Source organism: Pseudalkalibacillus salsuginis, assembly GCF_021646685.1.
Classification (GTDB): Bacteria; Bacillota; Bacilli; order Bacillales; family Fictibacillaceae; genus Pseudalkalibacillus; species Pseudalkalibacillus salsuginis.
The window spans coordinates 373,856-397,061 of sequence record NZ_JAKJHW010000002.1 but is presented as its reverse complement, the minus strand read 5'-3'; the positions used below and the strand labels follow the sequence as shown (position 1 = coordinate 397,061).

General features: G+C 36.5%; 15 protein-coding genes. 14 read left to right on the top strand and 1 reads right to left on the bottom strand.

From position 1 onward, the window contains the following. Positions 1-2 precede the first annotated feature (2 nt). The 12 genes from L1611_RS07065 to L1611_RS07010 all read left to right on the top strand — a co-directional run bounded on the left by L1611_RS07065 (position 3) and on the right by L1611_RS07010 (position 20,555). Positions 3-2,267 (top strand): helix-turn-helix domain-containing protein, encoded by a 2,265-nt coding sequence (locus tag L1611_RS07065; RefSeq protein WP_236312394.1) that lies wholly within the window; start codon positions 3-5, stop codon positions 2,265-2,267. A gap of 381 nt (positions 2,268-2,648) precedes the next feature. After that, complete coding sequence (locus tag L1611_RS07060) at positions 2,649-3,647, top strand: ABC transporter permease (RefSeq protein ID WP_236312393.1); 999 nt, start codon at positions 2,649-2,651, stop codon at positions 3,645-3,647. Positions 3,648-3,663: 16 nt separating this feature from the next. Continuing rightward, positions 3,664-4,569 (top strand): carbohydrate ABC transporter permease, encoded by a 906-nt coding sequence (locus tag L1611_RS07055; protein ID WP_236312392.1) that lies wholly within the window; start codon positions 3,664-3,666, stop codon positions 4,567-4,569. A 99-nt stretch (positions 4,570-4,668) separates the two neighbouring features. Continuing rightward, the gene (locus tag L1611_RS07050; RefSeq protein ID WP_236312391.1) at positions 4,669-6,252 is read left to right on the top strand and encodes an extracellular solute-binding protein; all 1,584 of its coding nucleotides are present in this window, start codon (positions 4,669-4,671) and stop codon (positions 6,250-6,252) included. A gap of 181 nt (positions 6,253-6,433) precedes the next feature. Beyond that, on the top strand, positions 6,434-8,740 hold the full coding sequence (locus L1611_RS07045) for a glycoside hydrolase family 3 N-terminal domain-containing protein (protein WP_236312390.1): 2,307 nt from the start codon (positions 6,434-6,436) through the stop codon (positions 8,738-8,740). A 38-nt stretch (positions 8,741-8,778) separates the two neighbouring features. After that, positions 8,779-11,916: an alpha-mannosidase gene (locus L1611_RS07040; RefSeq protein ID WP_236312389.1), complete on the top strand. Its 3,138-nt coding sequence runs from the start codon at positions 8,779-8,781 to the stop codon at positions 11,914-11,916. 15 nt (positions 11,917-11,931) lie between these two features. Further along, positions 11,932-14,643 (top strand): alpha-mannosidase, encoded by a 2,712-nt coding sequence (locus tag L1611_RS07035; RefSeq protein WP_236312388.1) that lies wholly within the window; start codon positions 11,932-11,934, stop codon positions 14,641-14,643. 100 nt (positions 14,644-14,743) lie between these two features. Beyond that, positions 14,744-16,054: a glycoside hydrolase family 125 protein gene (locus L1611_RS07030; RefSeq protein ID WP_236312387.1), complete on the top strand. Its 1,311-nt coding sequence runs from the start codon at positions 14,744-14,746 to the stop codon at positions 16,052-16,054. Between the two features lie 159 nt (positions 16,055-16,213). Further along, positions 16,214-17,086, top strand: coding sequence for a sugar phosphate isomerase/epimerase family protein (locus tag L1611_RS07025; RefSeq protein ID WP_236312386.1), 873 nt, complete (start codon positions 16,214-16,216; stop codon positions 17,084-17,086). A gap of 66 nt (positions 17,087-17,152) precedes the next feature. Continuing rightward, on the top strand, positions 17,153-18,526 hold the full coding sequence (locus L1611_RS07020; RefSeq protein WP_236312385.1) for an alpha-L-fucosidase: 1,374 nt from the start codon (positions 17,153-17,155) through the stop codon (positions 18,524-18,526). 84 nt (positions 18,527-18,610) lie between these two features. Further along, positions 18,611-19,477: a sugar phosphate isomerase/epimerase family protein gene (locus L1611_RS07015; protein WP_236312384.1), complete on the top strand. Its 867-nt coding sequence runs from the start codon at positions 18,611-18,613 to the stop codon at positions 19,475-19,477. A gap of 19 nt (positions 19,478-19,496) precedes the next feature. After that, positions 19,497-20,555: a Gfo/Idh/MocA family protein gene (locus tag L1611_RS07010; RefSeq protein WP_236312383.1), complete on the top strand. Its 1,059-nt coding sequence runs from the start codon at positions 19,497-19,499 to the stop codon at positions 20,553-20,555. A 375-nt stretch (positions 20,556-20,930) separates the two neighbouring features. Here the strand turns inward: L1611_RS07010 and L1611_RS07005 are convergent, their stop codons facing one another. Continuing rightward, the gene (locus tag L1611_RS07005; protein ID WP_236312382.1) at positions 20,931-21,317 is read right to left on the bottom strand and encodes a YmaF family protein; all 387 of its coding nucleotides are present in this window, start codon (positions 21,315-21,317) and stop codon (positions 20,931-20,933) included. 302 nt (positions 21,318-21,619) lie between these two features. Here L1611_RS07005 and L1611_RS07000 point away from each other — a divergent pair, with 302 nt between their 5' ends. Next, on the top strand, positions 21,620-22,135 hold the full coding sequence (locus tag L1611_RS07000; protein ID WP_236312381.1) for a DinB family protein: 516 nt from the start codon (positions 21,620-21,622) through the stop codon (positions 22,133-22,135). A 23-nt stretch (positions 22,136-22,158) separates the two neighbouring features. Continuing rightward, a complete protein-coding gene (locus L1611_RS06995) occupies positions 22,159-22,710 on the top strand; it encodes an alpha/beta hydrolase (protein WP_236312380.1) in 552 nt (183 codons plus the stop codon). Positions 22,711-23,206: the final 496 nt, after the last annotated feature.

The window sequence follows — 23,206 nt, the reverse complement described above, 5'->3', positions numbered from 1 at the left end:
TGTTGCGTAATAGGATTAAATCTCGACTATTATATAAATATATCGTCTCCTATCTACTTGTTTTTCTTGTTCCTTTTCTTATAATGAGCACTATTATTTATTATCATTCTGTATCCAGCCTTCGGAAGGAAATTGAACATTCAAACATAAATAAATTAGAACAGGTAGAAAATCTGACAAATGAACGTATGAAAGAATTAGCAACACTAGCAGCAAGAATCTCCTATGATCCAAGACTGACGCCTTATATGATCAGTCATGGCTATTACAGTGGAGAAGCAATTGAGGAATTAAAGAAATATAAAGCAAACAGTTCGATCATTGAGGAACTATTTGTCTATTATCATGATGATGAGACAATATATTCTACCAGTGGTTCGTATACTATAGACGCCTTAATGCAAAAAAAATACCGGTTTGGTGAATGGCAAAAAGAGGATCTCATTAGTGATTTGTATACGAAAACACCATTTATTAAGCCTGTTAAGAATGTAGTTATTAAAAATGAAAACAATGATAAATATAAGAATATGATTGCTTATTTATTTCCGATATCTCCAAATAATCTCAATCCTTATGGTACAGTAATGTATTTTATAGAGGAATCCACGATCACAGATCTGATTCAAAACATACTAGGTGAATCTGAAGGCAATGTATATATAGTCGATGAAAATAATCAGGTTATTGCATCTGCCATTAATGATGAATCAATTGGTACAGAACAATTAACTTCTCTTTCTATTGATCATTACGGGGTCGATAATGTTGAATTAAATGGAAAAGATTATTCACTTGTGTCTGTTGAATCGAAGTTAAGTGGCATGAAATTTATAACGTTGATGGATGCCGATCAATTTTTTAAACGGTTAGATAATACAACAATATTAATTATTGCGGTATTAATTGTTCTTTTAATTGTTGGCTTTGTATTGGCGGTATTCCTTGGGAAAAATCAATACAAGCCGATTCAAAATCTGTTTGAAATAACAAACAGTAAGGGAAAGGAAACTGTTGATCTGGAAGGCGGAAATGAACTAGAGACCATTCGGAAAACGATTACTCATGTGTTTGAAGACCATCAAATTTTGAATGAAACAATGTATATGCAAAAGCCTTTTGTAAGAGATCAATTTTTAGTGAAACTATTAAAAGGTGATTTAAGCGATGGAAAAGAAATAAATTCATTACTGCATACGTTAAATATTCAAATGAAGGATGGGCACTACTTTGTGGCGATTATTTATTTTGAAAAAGGTACATTTATGGAGGATAATTTAGAAGAACGGGAAAAGGTTTTTAACATCCTATCGAATATTACGCTGAAAAACGCTTCAGCACATGGTGTGGATTTGATATATAATGATGCAATAGCCTTAATTGTAAGTATGGATCGAATAGGTAAAAATGCTAACAAAGAGCGTCAAAAGCTTGTCCCGTTAATTCAGCAGTATATTAAAAAAAATTGTCATTTGGATTCTACCATTGGGGTAGGTGGGCTTTATCATGAAAAAGACCGGATAAACCGATCATATATTGAAGCTCTTACAACATTGGAATATAAATTTACGAAACCACAAGGAAGTATGATCTATTTTGAGGAAATCGTGATACAGCCTGAACAGTCACTTGGATATCCGAAAGAAGAACAAATAAAGCTTGTCCAAAGTTTAAAACAAGGGGATCATGTTGTTGCTGCTGAAACATTACGCAACATGTTTACAAATCTGGCTGAGAAAGATTTGTCTATCCAGACAATAAAATGTATTTGCTTTGATATTATCAATACGATAGTGAAAACAACCTCTGAAATTGGAATGAGTAATTATATTCAGGATTTTAATAGCATAGTAGATTTTCATTCAATTGAACGATTGCACACACAACTCGAAACGTTAGTATTAATAATATGTAAAGAGGTTGAGGATAAGAAAGAAAGCCATAATGATAAACTGAAAAATGAAATTTTGGAGTATATCAGACAAAACTACAATAAGTATGAACTATCTTTGGAAAGTTTAGCGATTAAATTTCAACTATCGGTATCTTATGTTAGCCGCTTTATAAAAGGACAAACAGGTGTCACATTTTCGCAATATTTACAGGATCTCCGTATGGAAGATGTAAAGAGGCAGTTAAAGGAAACTGATAAGGCAATCAAAGATATCGTCGTTCAAGTAGGATATTTGGATGTTGCGAATTTCACCCGTAAGTTTAAGAAACTAGTAGGTGTAACACCTGGACAATATCGTAATTTAAACAAGTAACATAATCATTTTACTTAAGCTGTGATTTTTATAAATCATAGCTTTTTTAAGTTTAGGTTATTTTTGCATCTGTTTAAACTATTCAGACAAAGGAGTATCGCCGATTAACCATAAGCAAATACTACAGGTGGAAGCTTTGCTATATTATTCTTTTTAACTCTTTAAGCACCGCTATAAAGCCATTCTAATAAATTGTAAAGGGTTACATAGTAAAACAATTATTACATATATCCAGCGTTGAGAAGTCTATGAATGTAAGCGGATACAGTAGTGTAGTTATAGAGTTGACAATGTTTAATAAAAACGACATATTGATTACATTTTCAAAAAAACACTAACATAAAGGTAGTTTCAAAGAAAAATAGAAGGAGGGGTCATTCAATGAGTTCAAGTACGGCAACTTCCCCATTACAAAAGGAAGAAGAAATTAATAGAGGTTCTACATATCATAAATTAAAGCAAGAAAAGCCAAGAAAATTGAAGAAGAGAAGAAAGATTCTACAAAACTGGCAGCTTTACATATTTGTCCTACCAGCATTTTTATACTTTTTTATTTTTCATTATATTCCTATGTACGGGGTGCAAATTGCATTTAAGAATTTCAACCCAACTTTAGGGATATGGGGAAGCGAATGGGTAGGATTTGATCATTTCACCCGATTTTTCCAATCATATTATTTTTGGGATTTATTAAAGAATACATTAGGAATTAGCGTCTACGAATTAATTGTAGGTTTTCCATTGCCGATCATTTTAGCATTGGCATTAAATGAAGTAAAAGACAGTTTTTTTAAGCGTACTGTACAGACAGTGACATATGCCCCTCATTTTATTTCAGTTGTTGTTATGTCTGGGATGATCATAGCATTTTTGTCTCCAGCGACAGGAATAATAAATCATGCTATTCAATTTTTGGGTTTTGGACCGATTGCTTTTTTGAGTGATCCTGATTGGTTTAAAACGGTATATGTATTATCTGGTGTATGGCAAAGTACAGGATGGGGGACTATTATTTATCTCGCAGCTCTTTCAGGCGTTGATCCACAGCATCATGAGGCTGCAATTGTAGATGGTGCGACACGGTTTCAGCGTATTTGGCATATAAACATTCCGGCAATTGTTCCAGCAATGATTATATTATTAATTTTGAACGTAGGCAGCATTATGGCGCTGAGCTTTGAGAAAATTTTACTTTTGCAAAATCCCCTTAATCTTGAGTCTTCGAATGTAATTGCGACATTCGTTTATAAAGCAGGTTTATTAGACGCACAGTATAGTTTTGCGTCAGCCGTTGGTTTGTTTAACGCTGTTATTAATGCGATTCTCCTAATCGTTGTAAACAAAATCGCGAAAAAAACGAGTGAAACAAGTCTATGGTAAGAGGAGGTATAAAACGATGAATACTTCGATACATGAAACGAAAACGGACCAAATTTTTAAGGTATTTGTTTATATTTTTCTTACAGGAGCACTAGTGATCGTAATCTATCCATTGATTTATATTATTAGTGCATCCATAAGTAATCCGTCAGCTGTAAACTCGGGGAAAATGTGGCTTTATCCTATTGATATTACTTTTGATGGTTACAAGCTAATCTTTGAAAATGGCGCTATTTGGAGGGGGTATCTCAATACAATTTTTTATACAGCATTAGGGACATTCATAAACTTAGCAGTTACGATCCCGGCAGCTTACGCACTGTCTCGTAAGGATTTTGCTGGTAGAAATCTTCTCATGGGTATGTTTGTTCTGACAATGTTCTTTAGTGGCGGTTTAATTCCAACTTACCTAGTAGTAAAAAATTTAGGACTTATTGACACAATTTGGGCGATGGTTTTACCGAATGCAGCTGCAGTATGGAATATCGTTATTGCTCGTGTATTTTTCCAAACTGCCATACCAAAAGAATTAGAAGAGGCAGCAATCATTGATGGTGCCTCAAATTTTAAAATGTTTATTAAAATTATTTTACCTTTATCAGCACCAATTATAGCTGTTATGGCGTTATTCTATGGTGTTGGCCATTGGAATGGGTATTTTAATGCATTAATCTACTTATCTGACAAAGAAATGTTTCCGCTTCAATTAGTTTTAAGAGAAATACTTGTATTGCAAGAAATGTCAGCACAAAGCACGAATCTTACAGGCAGTATGGCTGAGGCGATACATAGTAAGCAACAGCTTGCCGCGATTATTAAGTATGGTGTAATGATTGTATCTACACTTCCAATTATTATTGTCTATCCGTTTTTACAACGATACTTTGTTAAAGGTGTGATGATAGGCTCACTGAAAGGGTAAGTAGTGTGCCTTCACTAAATTGATAATTAAAGGGGGTGATCATTCAAAAAAGATAAAATCGTCAATTTAAGGGGAAAAAAAATGAAAAGGAGATGCAGGATGAAAAAAATACTAACACTGCTCTTAACCGTTATTTTAGTACTTACAGGATGCATTTCAAAAGAAGAGGCAAGTAAAGAATCTTCTAAAGAGGTTGAAGTGAATAAAGAGGGCTTTCCGATTGTAGATGAAGAAATAAACTTAACAATGATGGCACCTGGTACTGGTATGGCAGAATGGAAAGACATGCCTACTTTAAAAGAGTATTCAGAGAAGACAAATATTAATTTTGAATATATCACTCCACCAATGAGTGATTTTCAGACAAAATTAAATTTAGCCTTTGCCAGTGGAGATATAGCAGATATTATTTATGCAGCAGGATCATCTAATTTGACTGCTGGTATGGAAGTGGATTATGGAAAACAAGGAGTATTGGTACCTTTAGAAGGCCTTATTGAAGAACATGCTCCAAATATTCGCAAAATATTTGAAGAAAACCCTGAAATTAAAAAATCCATTACAACAGTTGATGGACACATCTATTCATTACCCGCAATTAATATGCACCCTACATCTGGTTGGTATAGAGGGCCAATGTGGTTCAACGGTCAATGGCTAGATGCATTGGGTGTGAAAGAACTACCTAAGACAACTGATGAACTTTATGATTTATTAGTGCGTTTTAAAACAGAAGATCCTAATGGGAATGGAGAAGCAGATGAAATTCCATTAATTGATGTGAAAATGGATAGCACACGCCCATGGTTACTCGGTGCTTTTGGGTTGAAAGAATGGGGTATTGATGAGGTTGATGGAACTGTCAGGTATACTCCGATTACAGAAAACTATAAAGAATACTTAACTTACATGAATAAACTTTATGAAGAAGGGTTATTAGATTCAGAGACATTTTCGCAATCTGATGAACAGAAAAAAGCAAAAGGACAAGCAAACCGTCTTGGATTATTCCCAGATTATTTCTCGTTTTTTACTACTGGTGAATCAGAAGAAGAAGCAATAAACAATCCTATGTTTCATCCGTTAACCAGTTCAGTTTCAGATGAGCCATTGTTTCCTCGTAGTCCTGGAATTAATAGAGGTGCGTTCGCCATCACAAGTAACAATGAACATCCAGAAGCTTCGATTCGATGGGTTGATTATTTTTATTCAAAAGAAGGTCGTGAATACTTAAATGATGGACCTGAAGGATATCTTTGGGAAAAAGGTGAAAATGGTGCAAGAAAATATTTAGAGGTACCTGAAGGTTTTGATAGTAGTGAAGATTATCGAGGAACATTAACTCCTGCATATGGAATTACTGCACCAACTGTAACGGCTAGAATTGAAGGTATGGAACTAACAGAATTTGATAAATTTATTGAGGATGAAACGAAAGCAAAAATTGATCCTTATGCAGAAGTTCCAATTCCACTTATGTATTTAACAAATGAAGAACAATCTACAGTAAATACCATTGAAGTGGATTTACAATCCTACGTAGAACAAATGGAAGCAAAATTCATCACTGGGGTTGAACCATTATCTAACTGGGATAAATACGTAAAAACGATTGAAAATATGAATATTGAACAATATGTTCAAGTTTATCAAGATGCTTACGATCGTTGGAAAGACAGCTAATTATTAGACTGAAGATTCTTAACATTCCGGTATAATGGTAGGTTCATATGATAATAGAAGATGAATCGTATAACTAAATAAAGTAGGTATACGATTCATCGTTATATTATAAAATAGTGTGCTGTGAAAGTTACTACTTGGATGTTTAATCCTGGCAGCTATTCTTTTTGGAGGAATACATATGGAAAAATACAAAAATCATAATGATCCCATACAAGAAAGAATGAAAAGTTTAATAAACCAAATGACTTTAAAAGAAAAAATAGGTCAATTAAATCAGAAAATGTATGGATGGGATGCCTATAGAAAAACAGAAAACGGCTATGAATTAACAAAAGCTTTCAAAGAACAAGTGGCCAAATTTGATAGTATGGGTGCTTTATATGGTTTGTTTCGAGCAGATCCGTGGTCAAATGTTAATTTTTCAAATGGTATTAATGTAGAAGATAGTGCAGTTGTGACTAATATGATCCAAAGGTATGTGGAAGAAAATACAAGATTAGGTATACCTGTGCTATTTTCTGAAGAATGTCCACATGGGCATCAAGCATTGGAAAGCACCATATTTCCGACACATATTGGGTCTGGAGCCTCTTGGAATCCAGAGCTACAGCAAAAGGTTTCACAACAAGTAGCGGATGAGTTGCAAGCCAGGGGCGGGCACTTAGGTTTAGTCTCCACTCTGGACATTGTTCGTGATCCTAGGTGGGGAAGAACTGAAGAATGTTTTAGTGAAGATCCCTATTTATCTTCGAAAATGACGGAGGCTGTAGTCCGTGGAATGCAAGCAGAGAAAGAAGGTACACCAAAAGTTCTCCCAGTGCTAAAACATTTTGCTGCACAAGGGGCAGGAGTTGGAGGGCACAATGCAGGGCCGGCATTAATTGGTGAAAGAGAATTGCGTGAGATTTTTTTACCTCCAATGAAAGCGGGGGTACAGTCTGGAGTTCTAGCTTGTATGGCTGCTTATAATGAGATTGATGGTGTTCCTTGTCACGCAAACCATCTTCTATTAACTAAGATTCTTCGACAAGAGTGGAATTACAAAGGAATTGTAATGGCAGATGGTACTGCACTTGACAGGTTGCTATTGCTAACTGGAGACAAGCAATTAGCAGCTGCATATGGCTTAAAAGCGGGAGTAGATTTAAGTCTATGGGATGATGTTTATATGGCGATCGAAGCTGGTGTGGAAAGTGGGAAAATCGAAGAACAACTTGTTGATCAAGCAGTTTCAAGAGTATTGTATTTGAAATTCAAGTTAAAACTTTTTGATGACATACCAACTCTAAATAAAGAAAAGCCTTCAACTGTTATAAGGAATAATAAAGCTATCGAAACGAATTTAGAAATGGCTCGACAGTCTATTGTATTAGTTGAAAACAAGAATAATCTATTACCAATGAGTAAGGAGATAAAGAAAATAGCTGTTATAGGCCCTAATGCTGACAATATATACAATTTACTCGGAGACTATACACCACCACAGCGAAGAGAATATGTTGTAACAATCCTTGATGGTATAAAATCGATCGTCGGCAAGAATACAGATGTATTGTATGCAAAAGGGTGTGGAATCAGGGGGAATGATAAATCCGAGTTTGCCACTGCAAAGAAGATGGCTAAGGAAGCTGATATTGTAGTACTGACTTTAGGTGGAACGAGTGCTAGAGAGTTTGGAATGGAATTTGAAAATAACGGTGCTGTCAAGGAATCCAATGAAACAGAAATGGATTGTGGAGAAAATGTTGATGTCGCCAGTTTAGAACTTGGTGGAGTACAACAGGAGCTAATGAAAGAAATTAGTTCAACTGGAACGCCAATCATTTCTGTTCTTATTCAAGGACGTCCTTATTCAATTCCAATGCTGACCCAATATTGCGATGCTATTTTAATAGGATGGTATCCAGGTCAACAGGGTGGGAGAGCTATAGCTGAAGTTCTATTTGGTGATGTTAATCCAAATGGTAAGCTCCCTGTTTCTATTCCTCGTTCGTCAATGCAATTACCGGTTTATTATAACTACAAGGATAGTGGTGGTAAAGAAGATTACATTGATATGAGTGGAAAGGCATTATATCCTTTTGGTCATGGTTTGAGTTATACATCTTTTACATATCGTTTTCTTTCTGAAGAAAATGAAACGATCACCTTAAAGGAGCTTCAGAATTCCAAGCTAGTTAAGCTAGTTGTAGAAGTCGCAAATACTGGGGATAAAGATGGTTATGAAGTAGTCCAACTTTATATAAAAGATGTAGAAGCTACAGTGACACAACGGAATAAAGAACTAAAAGGATTTCAAAAAGTATGGCTAAAAGCAAATGAAACCAAGACTGTTACTTTTTCTCTCAGTTTTGAGGAGCTAGCTATATGGGATATTAAAATGAATTTTAAAGTTGAACCTGGATTAGTAAAGCTTATGGTAGGTGGGTCTTCTAATAACGTGATCGAAAAAGACTTAATCATAGAGGATCGCTCACATCATTAGAATAAAAAGACAAAAGCAGATAGGGAGGAAAAAATAAAATGCTGCGTATTCAACGTTTAATACGGATCTTACAGGCTCATCAATATAAGGATTTACTTGAAATTCAAGGTTGGACATCAAAAAAAGCTCAATATGTTAACCCTGGAGAGTATTCCTACCATAACGAAAACTTAGAAGGTTTACTGATAAATATTGGTGATTTAGTTGCGGATTCTGGTACTACAGCTTTTCTTGACAAAGAAGTAGAGATCCCTAGAAATTGGCAAAATGATACTATAGGGATTTTATTTAAAGTAAATGGTAATGGAATGCAATCTTATTGTGAAAGCCTTATCTCAATACAAGGAATACCAACACAAGGTCTGGATCGAAATCGTGATCTAGTAATAATTCCTCCTGAAAAGACAGGAAACAAAGTGTTGCATATACAAGTTGAAGTGTTTAACCCAGTTGGGATTCCTAAAGATCATCTCCGTGGATTTAACCTGGTTGCATGTCCAGAAACAGATCCACCACCAGGGTATTTAGAACAGAGTAGTTTGGTTCTGATCAATAAAGAAGTTCAAAGTCTTTTATACACATTGGAAGTTTGTTATAAGACCGCTACATTATTAGATAGAAGTGATACCCGCTACCATTTACTCCACAAAGCTATGGGGCAGGTAGTTGATCAGCTTGGTATGCCAAGTAAAGAAACACTCCTTGACCAGAGTTTACTTAGAAAGATGGAGGCAGGATTAAGTCAAACAGTTAATGATTTATCAGGTTTTAGAGAAGGGACAATTCGAGCCATTGGTCAATCGCATATTGATATTGCATGGTTGTGGCCTATTAAAGAAACAATTCGAAAAGGTTCTCGTACATTTTCTAGTGTTTGTACATTATTAGAAGAGTATAACGATTTTGAATTTGCTCAAAGTCAACCTCAGTTATTTTCTTTCTTAAAAGAATATCAACCAAAAGTTTATGAACGAGTGAAGCAAAAAGTTGCAGATGGCCGGTTTGAAATTATTGGTGGTATGTGGGTAGAACCTGACTTGAATATTCCTTCTGGAGAATCCCTTGTCCGACAACTGCTTTATGGAAAAAAGTTTTTCAAAGATGAATTTGGTGTAGAGCCCCGGGTAGAGTGGTTACCAGATACATTTGGCTATTGTGCATCTTTACCACAAATATTAAAAAAAGCTGGAACAGACTATTTTATGACAACAAAACTAAATTGGAATGATACCAATCGTTTCCCATATGATCTATTTAATTGGGAAGGAATTGATGGTACTAAGATACTATCTTACTTGCATAATATTCTTGGCCAGCAAACAGACCCAGCAGATATTCATCGTACATGGGAGGATTATAACCAAAAGAACGAATTTCCTGAGAGAATGTTGGTATATGGCTATGGTGATGGAGGCGGTGGTGTCACAAGGGAAATGATTGAGTATTTGGAACGGTCCAGCAATCTTCCAGGCCTTCCAGATGTAAAATTTGATAAGGTGCATGACTTTTTTGACAGAATAGATTCGAAAAAGCCGCAATTACCAAACTGGTATGGGGATTTATATTTAGAACTCCACCGTGGTACTTATACTACTCATGCAAAAACGAAAAAGAATAATAGAAAAGCAGAGTCTCTTTATCGAGAACTAGAGATTTGGAATAGCTTAGCCCACATCACTTTAGGTACAGCATATCCGATGGAGGAAATAAACAAAGGTTGGCAGCTAATCATGCTCAATCAGTTCCATGATATTGTACCAGGTACATCGATTTCACCTGTATATGATTTATCAGAAAAACAATATAATGAGTTATTTGAAATAGGAACAAGATTAAAAGAGGAAGCAATTAAGTATATTACTCAATCGATTAACACTGAGGGACCTGGTCAACCAATTATTCTACTAAACAGCCTTAGCTGGACTCGTGATGAAATGATAACGATTACCGGAGGAAAAGAACTATTAACTAAAAAAATTATTGATAAACAAGGGAATAGCTATAAAACAGATTTTATCGTAAGTGATGATGAAAGTGTAACACTTAATACATACATCGATCGTATTCCTGAAATGGGCTATAAAACAGTGTGGTTAGAGGATGCTGATCAACAAGAAGTCGCACTTTCTAAAGAATTCAGTAGTCATTGGGAGACCCTTGTTTATAAAGTAGAATTTACGGATAATGGATGGATTAGTCGATTATATGATAAGGAAGCTGATAAAGAGATTATTAAAGATGGAGAATATGCGAATGAGTTGCAAATATTCGATGACTTACCAACTGATTGGGATGCTTGGGACATAGATCCGAACTTTGAAAAGCAGCGTGAAATAAATCCCCATTTAATGGACTCTAAAGTAATTTATAAAGGGTCTGTTTCTGATAAATTAGAATTCATTTGGAAAGTGAATCATTCATTGGTGACTCAAGAAATTACCTTTTACCATGACAGTAAAAAAATAGACTTTAAAACAACAGTAGATTGGCTAGAAAAACATAAACTTTTAAAGGTTGCATTCCCAGTAAATATTTATAGCTCTAAAGCGACTTATGAGATTCCGTTTGGTTCGATTGAACGTGCTACTCATAATAATACAAGTTGGGAACAAGCTCAGTATGAAGTATGTGGACAACGATGGGCAGACCTTTCAGAGGGGAATTATGGTGTAAGTTTATTAAATGATTGTAAATATGGTTATGACATAAAAGGAAATAAAATAAGACTTTCACTTTTGCGTGCTCCAAAATGGCCCGATACCCAGGCAGATCTAATGAAGCATGAATTTACTTATTCTTTATTCCCTCATGAAGGGGACTGGAGAAACGGAGATACAGTTAAAAAAGGCCAAGAGTTAAATTCTCCAATTACTGTTGCTATGACATCTGCACATTCGGGTGAATTACCAGATTTGATGGCATTTATAAACACAAAAAGTGAGAGTGTAATCGTTGATTCAATCAAACAAGCTGAAAATAAAGATGGGATTATTTTGAGAATGTATGAATCTAAAGGAAGTGAAACTTCTGCTATTTTGCAATTTGGACAAACGATAAATGCTATAAATGAAACGAATTTACTTGAGCAACCTGTGACTAAATTGTCTATGAAAGACGGACAAATCAGTCGGAAATTTCATCCATACGAGATTAGTACATATCACGTAATGAAGTAGTTTTGGAGGTTTAAATTGGAAGATAAAAAGGTTATCCACATTATTTCACATACCCACTGGGATAGGGAATGGTACTTGCCATATGAGAAGCACCATGTCCTTTTAACGAAGCTGATGGATAGGCTGTTGGAAACATTGGAAAGCAATCCTGACTTTAAAAGCTTTCATCTTGATGGACAAACAATCATTTTAGATGATTATTTACAAATTCGCCCTGATATGAGAGAAAAGCTTCAAACGTTCGTCAGAGATGGAAGACTTCAAATCGGCCCTTGGTATATTTTGCAGGATGAATTTTTGACAAGTATTGAAGCTAACATCCGTAATCTTCAATACGGAATGAAAGATGCAGTACGATGGGGAGGTGTTGCAAAGGTAGGCTATTTTCCGGATTCATTTGGAAATATTGGCCAAGCTCCACAAATCTTAAGCCAGGCTGGAATTAACAATGCTGTTTTTGGAAGAGGTGTAAAACCAACTGGATTTAATAATGCCGTCAGTGAAGCAGAAAATTTTGAATCACCATATTCAGAAATGCTCTGGCGCTCCCCAGACGGATCATCTGTTCTCGGTATTTTATTTGCCAATTGGTACTGTAATGGAAATGAAGTTCCAACACATGAAATAGAAGCACAGAAATATTGGGATCACCATATTGCTTCCTTAGAAAAATATGCTGCAACTCCACATATGCTCATGTTGAATGGCTGTGATCATCAGCCAATACAAACCGATTTGCCAGAAGCGATTCGAACGGCTGAAAAGCTTTATCCGAATATCGAATTTGTTCATTCGAATTTTAATGATTATGTAGGCAAACTTGCATCAACACTACCGGAAAATTTAAAAGTAATTGATGGAGAGCTACGAAGTCAACAAACGGACGGATGGGGAACTCTCGTTAATACAGCATCAGCACGCGTATATCTTAAACAAATGAATCAATTCAATCAGGCACTCCTTGAGAAAGTAGCAGAACCTTTGTCTGTATTCGCATACTTGCAAGGAGAAGATTACCAGCATCACTTAATTGAATATGCATGGAAGACATTAATGCAAAATCACCCGCATGACAGTATTTGCGGCTGTAGTGTGGATGAGGTTCACCGTGGCATGGTTACAAGATTCGAGAGGAGTAAACATGTAGCTGAGATGATAATTGATGAAAGTCTCGAGTCCATTTCCGGAAAAATAAATACAACTCGTTTTGAAAAATGGGGTGCTGATGCCCTTCCATTTACTGTCTATAATACGACTGGATGGGATCGTACCGGAGTTGTTTCGATTACACTTGATGTAAGAAGGAATTACTTCGCAGCAGGAGTAAACAAACAAGCGCTTAAAGAATTTTCATTAGGGGAAAGAACACTGGTTGATGATACAGGCACTGAATATCAATATAAAGCGGAAGATTTAGGAATATTTTTTGATTATGATCTGCCAGAAGAGAAATTCCGTCAACCATATATGGCTAGAAGGGTTTGCCTTACATTTGAAGCAGAAAAGGTTCCTGCGCTTGGGTATAAGACATACGCATGGGTTTCAGCTGCAAAACATAAGGATGCTAGTTCCTTGATCGCTAACGAAAATGAAATGGAAAATAAATTTGTAAACGTAAAAATTAATGAAAATGGTTCCTTAACTGTGACTGATAAAGCAAATAGACGTACTTTTGAAGAATTATGTGTGTATGAAGATACAGGAGATATTGGAAACGAATATATGTATAAGCAGCCAAATAATGAACAAGCACTTACAACAAAAGATTTAATTGCAAAGGTAAACATTATTGAAGATACACCATTTAAGGCTGCATATGAGATTGTCCATGAATGGGAAATCCCTAAAAGCGCATCAGATTTACTGGAAAAAGAGCAAAAGGAGCTTGTCTGGTTTACTGGCAGAACGTCTGCACGCGTGGAGGAAATGGTTCCGTTCATAATAAAAACAGTCGTAACGTTAGAAAGGAACAGTAAAGGTATAAGTGTGAAAACATCTTACAATAACCAAGCGAAAGATCACCGCCTCAGGGCATTATTTCCGACGGATATTCAAACAGACGTACATTATGCTGATTCAATCTTTGAAATAGCAAAACGTCTCAACGAGCCTTCACAGGAATGGACCAACCCAGATCATTCACAGCATCAACAAGCATTCGTAGATGTAAGTAATGATATCGCAGGCTTAACAATTGCAAATCTTGGATTAAATGAGTATGAAATCATCCGTGATGGGCGGAATACGATTGCGGTAACTTTGCTGCGTTCTGTAGGTGAGCTTGGTGATTGGGGGTATTTCGCGACACCTGAGGCACAGTGTTTAGGAGAGCATTCTGTTTCATTTCGTATTTATCCACATGAGGGAAAAGCTGGTGCAACGAAGGCATATCAGAATGCATATCAATATCAGGTACCGTGGTCATTGAAACAGACAGGTCTTCATGATGGGAAGTTGCCACCTGTGCATTCATTTCTCCAGTGGGAATTTTCAAATCTGGCTTTCTCTTCTATGAAAGTATCTGAACAGTCTGGTGATGTCATGGTGCGCTGGTTTAATATGACTGATGAAAGCGATACTCTTATAGTCAAGTCTTCAGAAACTTTTCATCATGCTTATATAAGTAATGTGATTGAAGGAAAAGGGAAATCATTACATGCGGTTGGCAAAGGTGTTCAAGTCCCTGTTCGTAAGCATGAAATCATTACAGTTGGCTTTGAAAGATGAATCCGTAAATAGCGTTCAAAAAATGTGTATTATGAAAAAATGGGCAGCTTTTTGCATACTCCATTATTATAAGAATACGAAAAAAGAAAGTAGGTACGTTATGCAAGGACAGTTACCACGATCAATGAAAGCATTAATAGATGAAGTGAAAACAGCATTTACTCATGATCAAAAAGTACAAGCGATATTTGAAAACTGTTTTTCCAATACGTATGAAACTACAATTCGACCTCAAGGTGATGGAACGACGTTTGTGATTACCGGTGACATACCTGCAATGTGGCTACGAGATTCAGCTGCACAGGTTCGTCCGTATTTAATACTTTCTGAATATGATGAGAAAATGGCCGACATGATTGAGGGTGTTATAAAAAAACAATTCTCCTTCATAATCCATGATCCATATGCAAATGCATTTAACGAAGAAGCAAATGGAAACCGCTTTCATGATGACAAGACGGAGATGACCCCTCTTCTATGGGAACGAAAATATGAAATTGATTCACTTTGCTATCCAATTCAGCTGTCGTATTTATTTTGGAAATCAACGGGAAGAACATCTCATTTTAATGAATTGTTCCAGGAAGCTGTTGCAAAAATAATTGAAACCTGGAAGACGGAGCAAAACCATGAAGAGAAGTCCAACTACTTGTTTGAAAGGGATAACTGCCCTGCGCAGGATACATTATCACATGGAGGAAAAGGGGCTCCTGTAGGGTACACAGGAATGACCTGGAGTGGTTTCCGTCCTAGTGATGACGCTTGTCAGTATGGCTACTTAATCCCTGCCAATATGTTTGCTGTCGTTGTTTTGAAACAATTAAAGGAAATTGCTGAAAAAGTCATTGATGATAAAAGTCTTGCGAAAACAGCATTTGAATTGGCAAATGAAATTGATCAGGGGATTCAAAATTTTGGTAAGGTAGAACATCCAGTCTATGGAACAATTTACGCCTACGAGACAGATGGCCTTGGAAATTACAACCTAATGGATGATGCAAATGTGCCTAGTCTTCTCGCACTTCCTTATTTAGGGTATTGCGATGTGGAGGATAAAGTTTATCAAAACACAAGAAAATTCATTTTAAGCTCTGAAAACCCTTATTATTACCAGGGGAACGTGGCGAAAGGGATTGGCAGTCCACATACACCTGAGCAGTATATTTGGCATATTGCTCTTGCGATTCAGGGGATGACAGCATTAACAAGTGAGGAGAAAGAAGAAATTCATGATCTGTTTAAAAACACCGATGCAAATACAAACTTTATGCACGAAGGATTTCATGTTGATGAACCTGGAAAATTTACGAGACCATGGTTTTCATGGGCCAATTCGATGTATAGTGAATTTTTATTAAGTCAATGTAATCTGTTTGTGAAAGGCAGTCCATTAGGAAATAGGCAAAGGTAGTTTCCGTAAAAATTGTTGTTTTTCAATTAGTCTTTTATTGAAAGTTATGATTGGAACTGAAGAACAATGGCCATTAATCTTCACAAGTATTTTCGAACAAATTAATAGGAAAAATCTATTGAATAGAAAGTAAACCTACTAAATAAGAGGTGAAGTGAGATGAAATTAGGATTAAGTACGTATAGTTTGTTAGATGCAATTAATGCTGAAGAAATGGATGTTTTAGATGTTATTGAATGGATTGCTGATAATGGTGGGGAGCATATGGAAATTGTTCCTTATGGATTCACTTTAGTAGATAACTTGGAACTTGCAGATAAAGTACGAGAAAAGGCAAAAGAAGTTGGCATTGAACTATCAAACTATTCAATGCCTGCAGATTTTGTCCAGGATACTGAGGAGGAATTTGAAGCAGAGGTTGCACGCCTGAAAGAACATGTAGATCTGTTAGACCGTATGGGTATCAAACATATGCGTCATGATGTGACTGCATTTACATTACCACCTGAAAAAACAACAATTGAATACTTTGAAAACAGCCTGCCTCAAATCATTGAAGGAAGCCGCCGCATTGCTGATTATGCAGCAAAATTCGGGATAACAACGACAATTGAAAACCATGGTGTTGCTGTACAGCATAGTGATCGTGTCCAACGCGTTCTCCAAGCAGTAGACAGACCTAACTTTAAAACAACATTGGATATAGGAAATTTCATGTGTGTTGATGAAAACTCCATTATAGGTGTAAAGAAGAATCTACTATATGCATCTCTTGTTCATTTTAAAGACTTTTATTTCCGTCCTTACTACGAAAATCCTGGTGCAGGAAAATGGTTTAAAACGTCTAACGGTAACTTTTTAAGAGGTGCAATTGTCGGACAAGGTGATATTGAAATAAGGGAAATTGTTAAACTGATTAAAGATTCGGGTTATGACGGTTATATAACATTGGAATTTGAAGGAATGGAAGAATGCAGAGAAGCTTGTAAAATTGGAATGGATAATCTAAGACGATTCTGGGAGGAAGCTTAATTCTAAAAAGTAATTTATTGAGATCAAGATATTCATAGATCCAATGGATGAAAGGAATGAAATAGGATGACAGAATTGAAAGACCAGGAAGTCAATCATGGTGCCCATAATTATAGTGCAGAAGAGAAATGGTTTAAACCAAAAGATCCTTTGATATTGGAACGTTTGGAATGGTTTAAGAATCAAAAACTAGCCTTGATGATGCACTGGGGGCCTTATTCTCAGCTTGGTGTTGTGGAATCGTGGGCTTTAAGTGATGAAGATGCCGATTGGTCTCGCACAGATATCGACTGGGAAGATGATGGCGAGGAATTCAAGCGACAATATTTTAATCTAAATAAAACCTTTAACCCCATTCGATTCCAACCGGAAGTTTGGGCTGACTTAGCTGCAGAAGGCGGTTTTAAATATTTAATTTTTACGACGAAACATCATGATGGCTTTAGTATGTGGGACACGAAAGAGACGGATTATCGTATTACTTCTTCAGATTGTCCTTTTCACAGTCATAAGTATGCTGATATATGTAAGCACGTTTTTGATGCTTTTCGTGAAAAGGGCTTGAGTATTGCAGCATATTTTTCTAAAGCAGATTGGCATACACCTTACTATTGGGCTCCTGGCATGGCTCGGGGCAAGGAAATGTGGCGCGGACCCTCTTATGATCCAGATGAATATCCATGGTTGTGGGAAAAGTTTGTAGCCTTTACACATAATCAGATTTTGGAACTAATGTCCAAATACGGTCGAATTGACGTACTGTGGTTAGATGCAGGCTGGGTTGGTAAAGGAAAACAGGATATCCGCCTCGGAGAAGTAGTGGAAAGAACACGTGAAATACAGCCTTGGTTAATTACAGCTGACCGTACTATAGGAGGGGAGTTTGAAAACTACATTACCCCCGAACAGACAATTCCTGACGGTCCGATGAATGTGCCATGGGAAAGCTGTATCACAATAGGGACCTCTTTTTCTTTTAAATATGAGGATAAGTATAAGTCTACACGGGAAATTGTACACACGTTGATTGAAATCATATCTAAAGGTGGAAATCTTGCTCTAAATGTGCCGCCACAACCTGATGGACGCCTACCTGAGGGAGCAATGAAAAGGATGAAAGAGCTTGGAGCTTGGTTGAAAGTTAACGGTGAAGCTGTGTATGGGACACGTATTTGTGCACCTTATTTTAAAGACGATTTTGCTTTTACAAGAAAGGGTGAAACAGCTTACTGCTTCCGATTATATCAAAGCAAAGATGATCGTTATATGGATGAATATGTTTACATTCCTTATCCTGAAAAGGTATGCCGAATAGATATGCTTGGCGGTGAAGAACATCTTGAATTTAATCAGATGGATGGAGGGGTTTCTGTAAGAATGCCAAAAATGGCGGAAAAGGAAGGTAATACTCCGATCGCTCATGTATTTAGTCTAACATAATTAATCATCGTTTTAACAAGGCATAAGAATATGTGAAAGCGTTGTCTAGTTAGTGTGTAATTCAGGTAAAATGGAGGGCTATTAGTGAAGCTTGGTATAAGTTCCTACAGTTTAGCAGGAGCAATAAACTCTGGGGAAATGACGATTTTGGATGCTATTCAATGGACGGCTGATCAGGGCGGCGAGCATATTGAGCTTGTGCCAATGGGTTTTAGCTTGACGGATAACCCAGGGTTAATAGAAGAGATTCTTCAAAAAGCAGAAGAAGCAAGTATTGAAATTTCAAACTATGCGATTGGTGCTGACTTCCTGAAAGGTAATAAGGAAGTAGTTGAACAAGAAATGGTTAGAGTAAAAAAAGAAGTTGATATTGCAAATCAATTAGGTGTAAAGCTGATGAGACATGATGTAGCTTTTAAGCCTGCTCAAGAGGCAACCATTAAACAATTTGAACTGGATTTACCGAGATTAACAGAAGCTTGCCAAAAAATAGCTGATTATGCAGCGCAATATGGCATTGTAACAAGTGTGGAAAATCACGGTTTCTATGTTCAGGCAAGTGACAGGATTCAGCGGTTAATCGAGAATGTAGACAGACATAATTTTAAAACGACACTTGATATTGGGAATTTCCTGTGTGTGGACGAAGATCCAGTTGCAGCCGTGAAGAAAAATATTGCCTATGCATCAATGGTTCATACGAAAGACTTTTACTTTCGACCTGCTTCTTCTTATCATCCAGGTGAAGGATGGTTCCAAACTGCTTCAGGTAATTATTTAAGAGGAGCAATTACTGGTCATGGTGATATTCATTTATATGATGTTCTAAACGTTATTAAACAATCAGGCTATGATGGGTACATTTCCATCGAATTTGAAGGCCTGGAGGAGTGTAAACGTGGCTCAAAGATAGGATTGGATAATGTCAAGAGAATTTGGGAGAAACTTTAAAAGGATAGGAGCTAAGAAAATGGGGAAAATAAAAGTAGGTGTAATTGGCGCAGGCTCTATTTCTGAAATGCATTTTGAATCCTATAAAAATAATGATGATGTAGAAATCTATGCTGTTTGTGATATGAATGAACAAAGAGCAAATGAAAAAGCAGAAAAATATGGTGCCAAAAAGCATTATAAAAACTATCAAGACTTACTAGCAGATTCAGAGATTGATGCAGTCAGTATTTGTACATGGAATAATACACATGCTGAAATTACTATAGCCTCTTTAGAAGCAGGTAAACATGTACTAGTAGAAAAACCATTAACAACAACAGTGGAGAAGGCAAAACAAATTGAAGAGACCGTAAACAAAAGCGGTAAAATACTCCAAGTAGGTTTTGTTAGAAGATTCGCTAGTAATACGCAAATACTGAAAAAGTTTATTGATAATGGTGAATTAGGAGAAATCTATTATGCAAAAGCATCTTGTATTCGCAGATTGGGAAATCCAGGCGGCTGGTTTGCTGATATTGAGCGTTCTGGGGGCGGTCCGTTAATCGATATCGGGGTTCATATAATTGATCTATGTTGGTATCTAATGGGCAGACCAAAAGTAAAATCTGTCACTGGTAATACTTATCATAAATTAGGGAATCGATCGAATGTGGAAAACCTTTCTTTTTATAAGGCTGCTGACTATAACTCTAGCAAAAACAATGTAGAAGATTCCGCCAATGCACTTATTCGATTTGAAAATGGTGCTTCTCTGTTTGTGGATGCAAGCTTTTCTCTCCATGCTAGAAAAGATGAAACCAGTATAAAGCTCTATGGTGAAAAAGGTGGGGCAGAAATTGAACCATCACTAGAAATCGTTTCGGAAAAATTTAATACCATTCTAAATGTAACTCCTCAGGTTGATTCACTAACATTTAATTTTAACCAAGCATTCGAGTCTGAAGTTAGTCATTTTGTCGAGTGCGTTTTAGAAAACAAAGTGCCTATTAGTCCAGTGGAAGATGGCGTGGAAATCATGAAAATATTGTGCGGTATTTATGAATCTAGTGAAAAAGGCATTGAGGTAACCTTTTAATCAGAGTAAAGGTAAACAAATCTCTATTTGATAGGAGCAACCAATGGCAGAAATATGGAATCAAGAAGAAAAAATAACAGAGAAGTTTTTAATGAATAGAGAAATTACTCAAATAAATGATACATTGGTAAAAAGTGATGTCATTGAAGAAGAATAAATGGCTTATTCGTTAAAGTACGCTTCAATAGAATAACAATCCCCTAAATAAATTTCTGCATTAGGAAAATCAAATAGAGGGGATATCTAAAAATCAGTAGGGTTAATGGGAGAGACACAATTCATATTTGGAAAAAATACAGAAAAACCATCTATCAATTTTACCAATAGACGGTTTTGTGAGTGCTGACCTTTTATCATCAGGTTAAGTCGTTCTAATCAGTCGACACTTGTTCTGCCACTGTATGAATGTTCATGTGGCGGCATTCCATCAACCGTGGTTTCACCTTCAAACTCGTGGATGTGTCCACCTCCCTGAACTGGAATAGCCGGTCCGGTAACCCCTATTATTTCATGCCGATGTCCATCATCAAAGGTTGTAATCGTATGAAATCGATGGGAATGTTGGACTCCACTCGGGGCAGGTTCTGTCGTCCCCTCATATCCGTGGCGGTGTCCAACGTCAAAAGAGGTCACACCTTCAAACTCGTGAACATGGACAGGCCTTCCATCCCAGTGAGTCAGGTAAATAGCATGCGAATGTTCCGATTCAGAATTACTTTCACCACATTCATAAACAAACCCCGCTACAGGTATCTTCTTCAACAGAATCCCCCCATTGATCAATTGCAATAATTGTATGAATCAAATCGAATAAACTTTCCATAAAAATGTCTATCCCTTGATTATTTAACATGTCCATCACATCTTTATCAAACGTAATTGAACAACCAGGTAGACGATTTAAATCAGGAGAGCTTCTTTTAACATAGGGACCATGAAAAAGAGGATTTTTCCAGAATTAAATTGAATTCTTAAGTTATTCCGAGAATATCTGGTTATGGAATTAAAAAAGAGACCATTTGGGGGGAGTATAATTGATACTTGACTTAAAAGGTGATTCAAACATGGATCCAATTGTAGGAATGTTCTACTCTGCTGGAAAAGAAAATTTTCAAAGGTTGAACGCTATTGCTTCCGGAATGTCACAACAGGAAGTTGATTATCATGGCCCGGAAGGAAAGTTTAATAGCACCGGCCAATTAATAAAACATTTAAGTTATGTGGACCTCCTTTGGGTCTATCGCATAAAAGGTGAACCTTTACCACATGCGTTGGAGGAGAAATACGGACCTATGTTGGATAGGAACAATCAGCTTCCAAAAATAAAAGATGTCCCGCTGCAAGAGCTTTTAAATGATTATAAGAAAGTATTTAATATGTTTAAATCGGAATGTGCCCAATTAACTGAACGTGATTTAGATAGAATTGTCGTTTATGAGGATGGAAAGAAAGCAACCATTCGCTGGGGTATATGGCATATGGCTGACCATAGCCGGTACCATCAAGCTCACATCAATCAATTGCGAAAATGGTATAGGGAATGTGTTGATAAAAGCACACTTGGTATAAATGAAAGGTGAAGAACCAGAAGGGAGTATATAGTATGAAGAAGAATGTGTTATTCATACATAGTGCAGGAACTCAAGGTCTTCACCAGGGAAGCAGCGACCTGGCTGCATATCTACAAGACGCTTTAGGTGATGAGTATAACGTATCACACCCCGAGATGCCTAACCCAGAAAATCCTGAGTATATGCTTTGGAAAGGCCAGATTAAAAAAGAACTCTCTACATTGGACGGTGAGGTGATTTTAATCGGTCATTCTTTAGGCGGTTCAGTTTTGCTGAAATATCTTTCGGAAGAAACTTGTAAACTACCCATCTTAGGATTATTTTTGATTGCAGCTCCATTCTGGGGCAAAGACGAAGATTGGCAAGCTCAAGAATATACATTACAAGATGATTTTGTTTCAAGGCTCCCTCAGATATCGCACATTTTCATTTACCAGAGCCGGGACGATGAAATCGTACCTTTTTCTCACCTTGACCATTACGCAGAAATTCTTCCACAGGTAATTACCCGGGAACTCGACGACCATGGGCATTATTTTAACAATGGGGCATTTGAAGTTATAGGAGACATCAAAGGAATTTAAAACTGTTCCTTTTCTAAGACATTTAAGCCTCCCATTTTAATAATTTTCATTTATGTCACAGATTTAGAAAGATCCGTACAATGGTACATAAACTTTTAGGTATAGATGTTGGTGGTGTGGAATACAAGAACCGATTAAAGGGACACGGACGACCAGGATGACGTTAGATGATCATTATTTAGATCAGGAGTATGAATTCCATACTGGCAATATTACTTCAGGTATTTTTCTTTATTACTTACCACAAGAAAACGCTCAGAAGCCGCCAAATAGATAAGATTATACGATATATGGTAAAAATTAAGCTGGTTAAAACCAATGAAATCTTCTCTGTTAAACATGTATCTCAGACAAGAATGGTTCACTCTTTACAATACAAACACCAGCAGCACATTATCAAGTTGAAATACGCTCAACAAATATAAAAAACAGGAAATAGAGCGAGAAATTGATAGTCAATAGAACCGAGGCGATTGTTATGTCGATTACACAGTAT

Excerpts from the sequence above, each read along its gene's own strand:
- L1611_RS07060 (WP_236312393.1), top strand. The coding sequence starts at position 2,649 with ATGAGTTCAAGTACGGCAACTTCCCCATTACAAAAGGAAGAAGAAATT.
- L1611_RS07055 (WP_236312392.1), top strand. The coding sequence starts at position 3,664 with ATGAATACTTCGATACATGAAACGAAAACGGACCAAATTTTTAAGGTA.
- L1611_RS07050 (WP_236312391.1), top strand. The coding sequence starts at position 4,669 with ATGAAAAAAATACTAACACTGCTCTTAACCGTTATTTTAGTACTTACA.
- L1611_RS07045 (WP_236312390.1), top strand. The coding sequence starts at position 6,434 with ATGGAAAAATACAAAAATCATAATGATCCCATACAAGAAAGAATGAAA.
- L1611_RS07040 (WP_236312389.1), top strand. The coding sequence starts at position 8,779 with ATGCTGCGTATTCAACGTTTAATACGGATCTTACAGGCTCATCAATAT.
- L1611_RS07030 (WP_236312387.1), top strand. The coding sequence starts at position 14,744 with ATGCAAGGACAGTTACCACGATCAATGAAAGCATTAATAGATGAAGTG.
- L1611_RS07025 (WP_236312386.1), top strand. The coding sequence starts at position 16,214 with ATGAAATTAGGATTAAGTACGTATAGTTTGTTAGATGCAATTAATGCT.
- L1611_RS07020 (WP_236312385.1), top strand. The coding sequence starts at position 17,153 with ATGACAGAATTGAAAGACCAGGAAGTCAATCATGGTGCCCATAATTAT.
- L1611_RS07010 (WP_236312383.1), top strand. The coding sequence starts at position 19,497 with ATGGGGAAAATAAAAGTAGGTGTAATTGGCGCAGGCTCTATTTCTGAA.
- L1611_RS07000 (WP_236312381.1), top strand. The coding sequence starts at position 21,620 with ATGGATCCAATTGTAGGAATGTTCTACTCTGCTGGAAAAGAAAATTTT.
- L1611_RS06995 (WP_236312380.1), top strand. The coding sequence starts at position 22,159 with ATGAAGAAGAATGTGTTATTCATACATAGTGCAGGAACTCAAGGTCTT.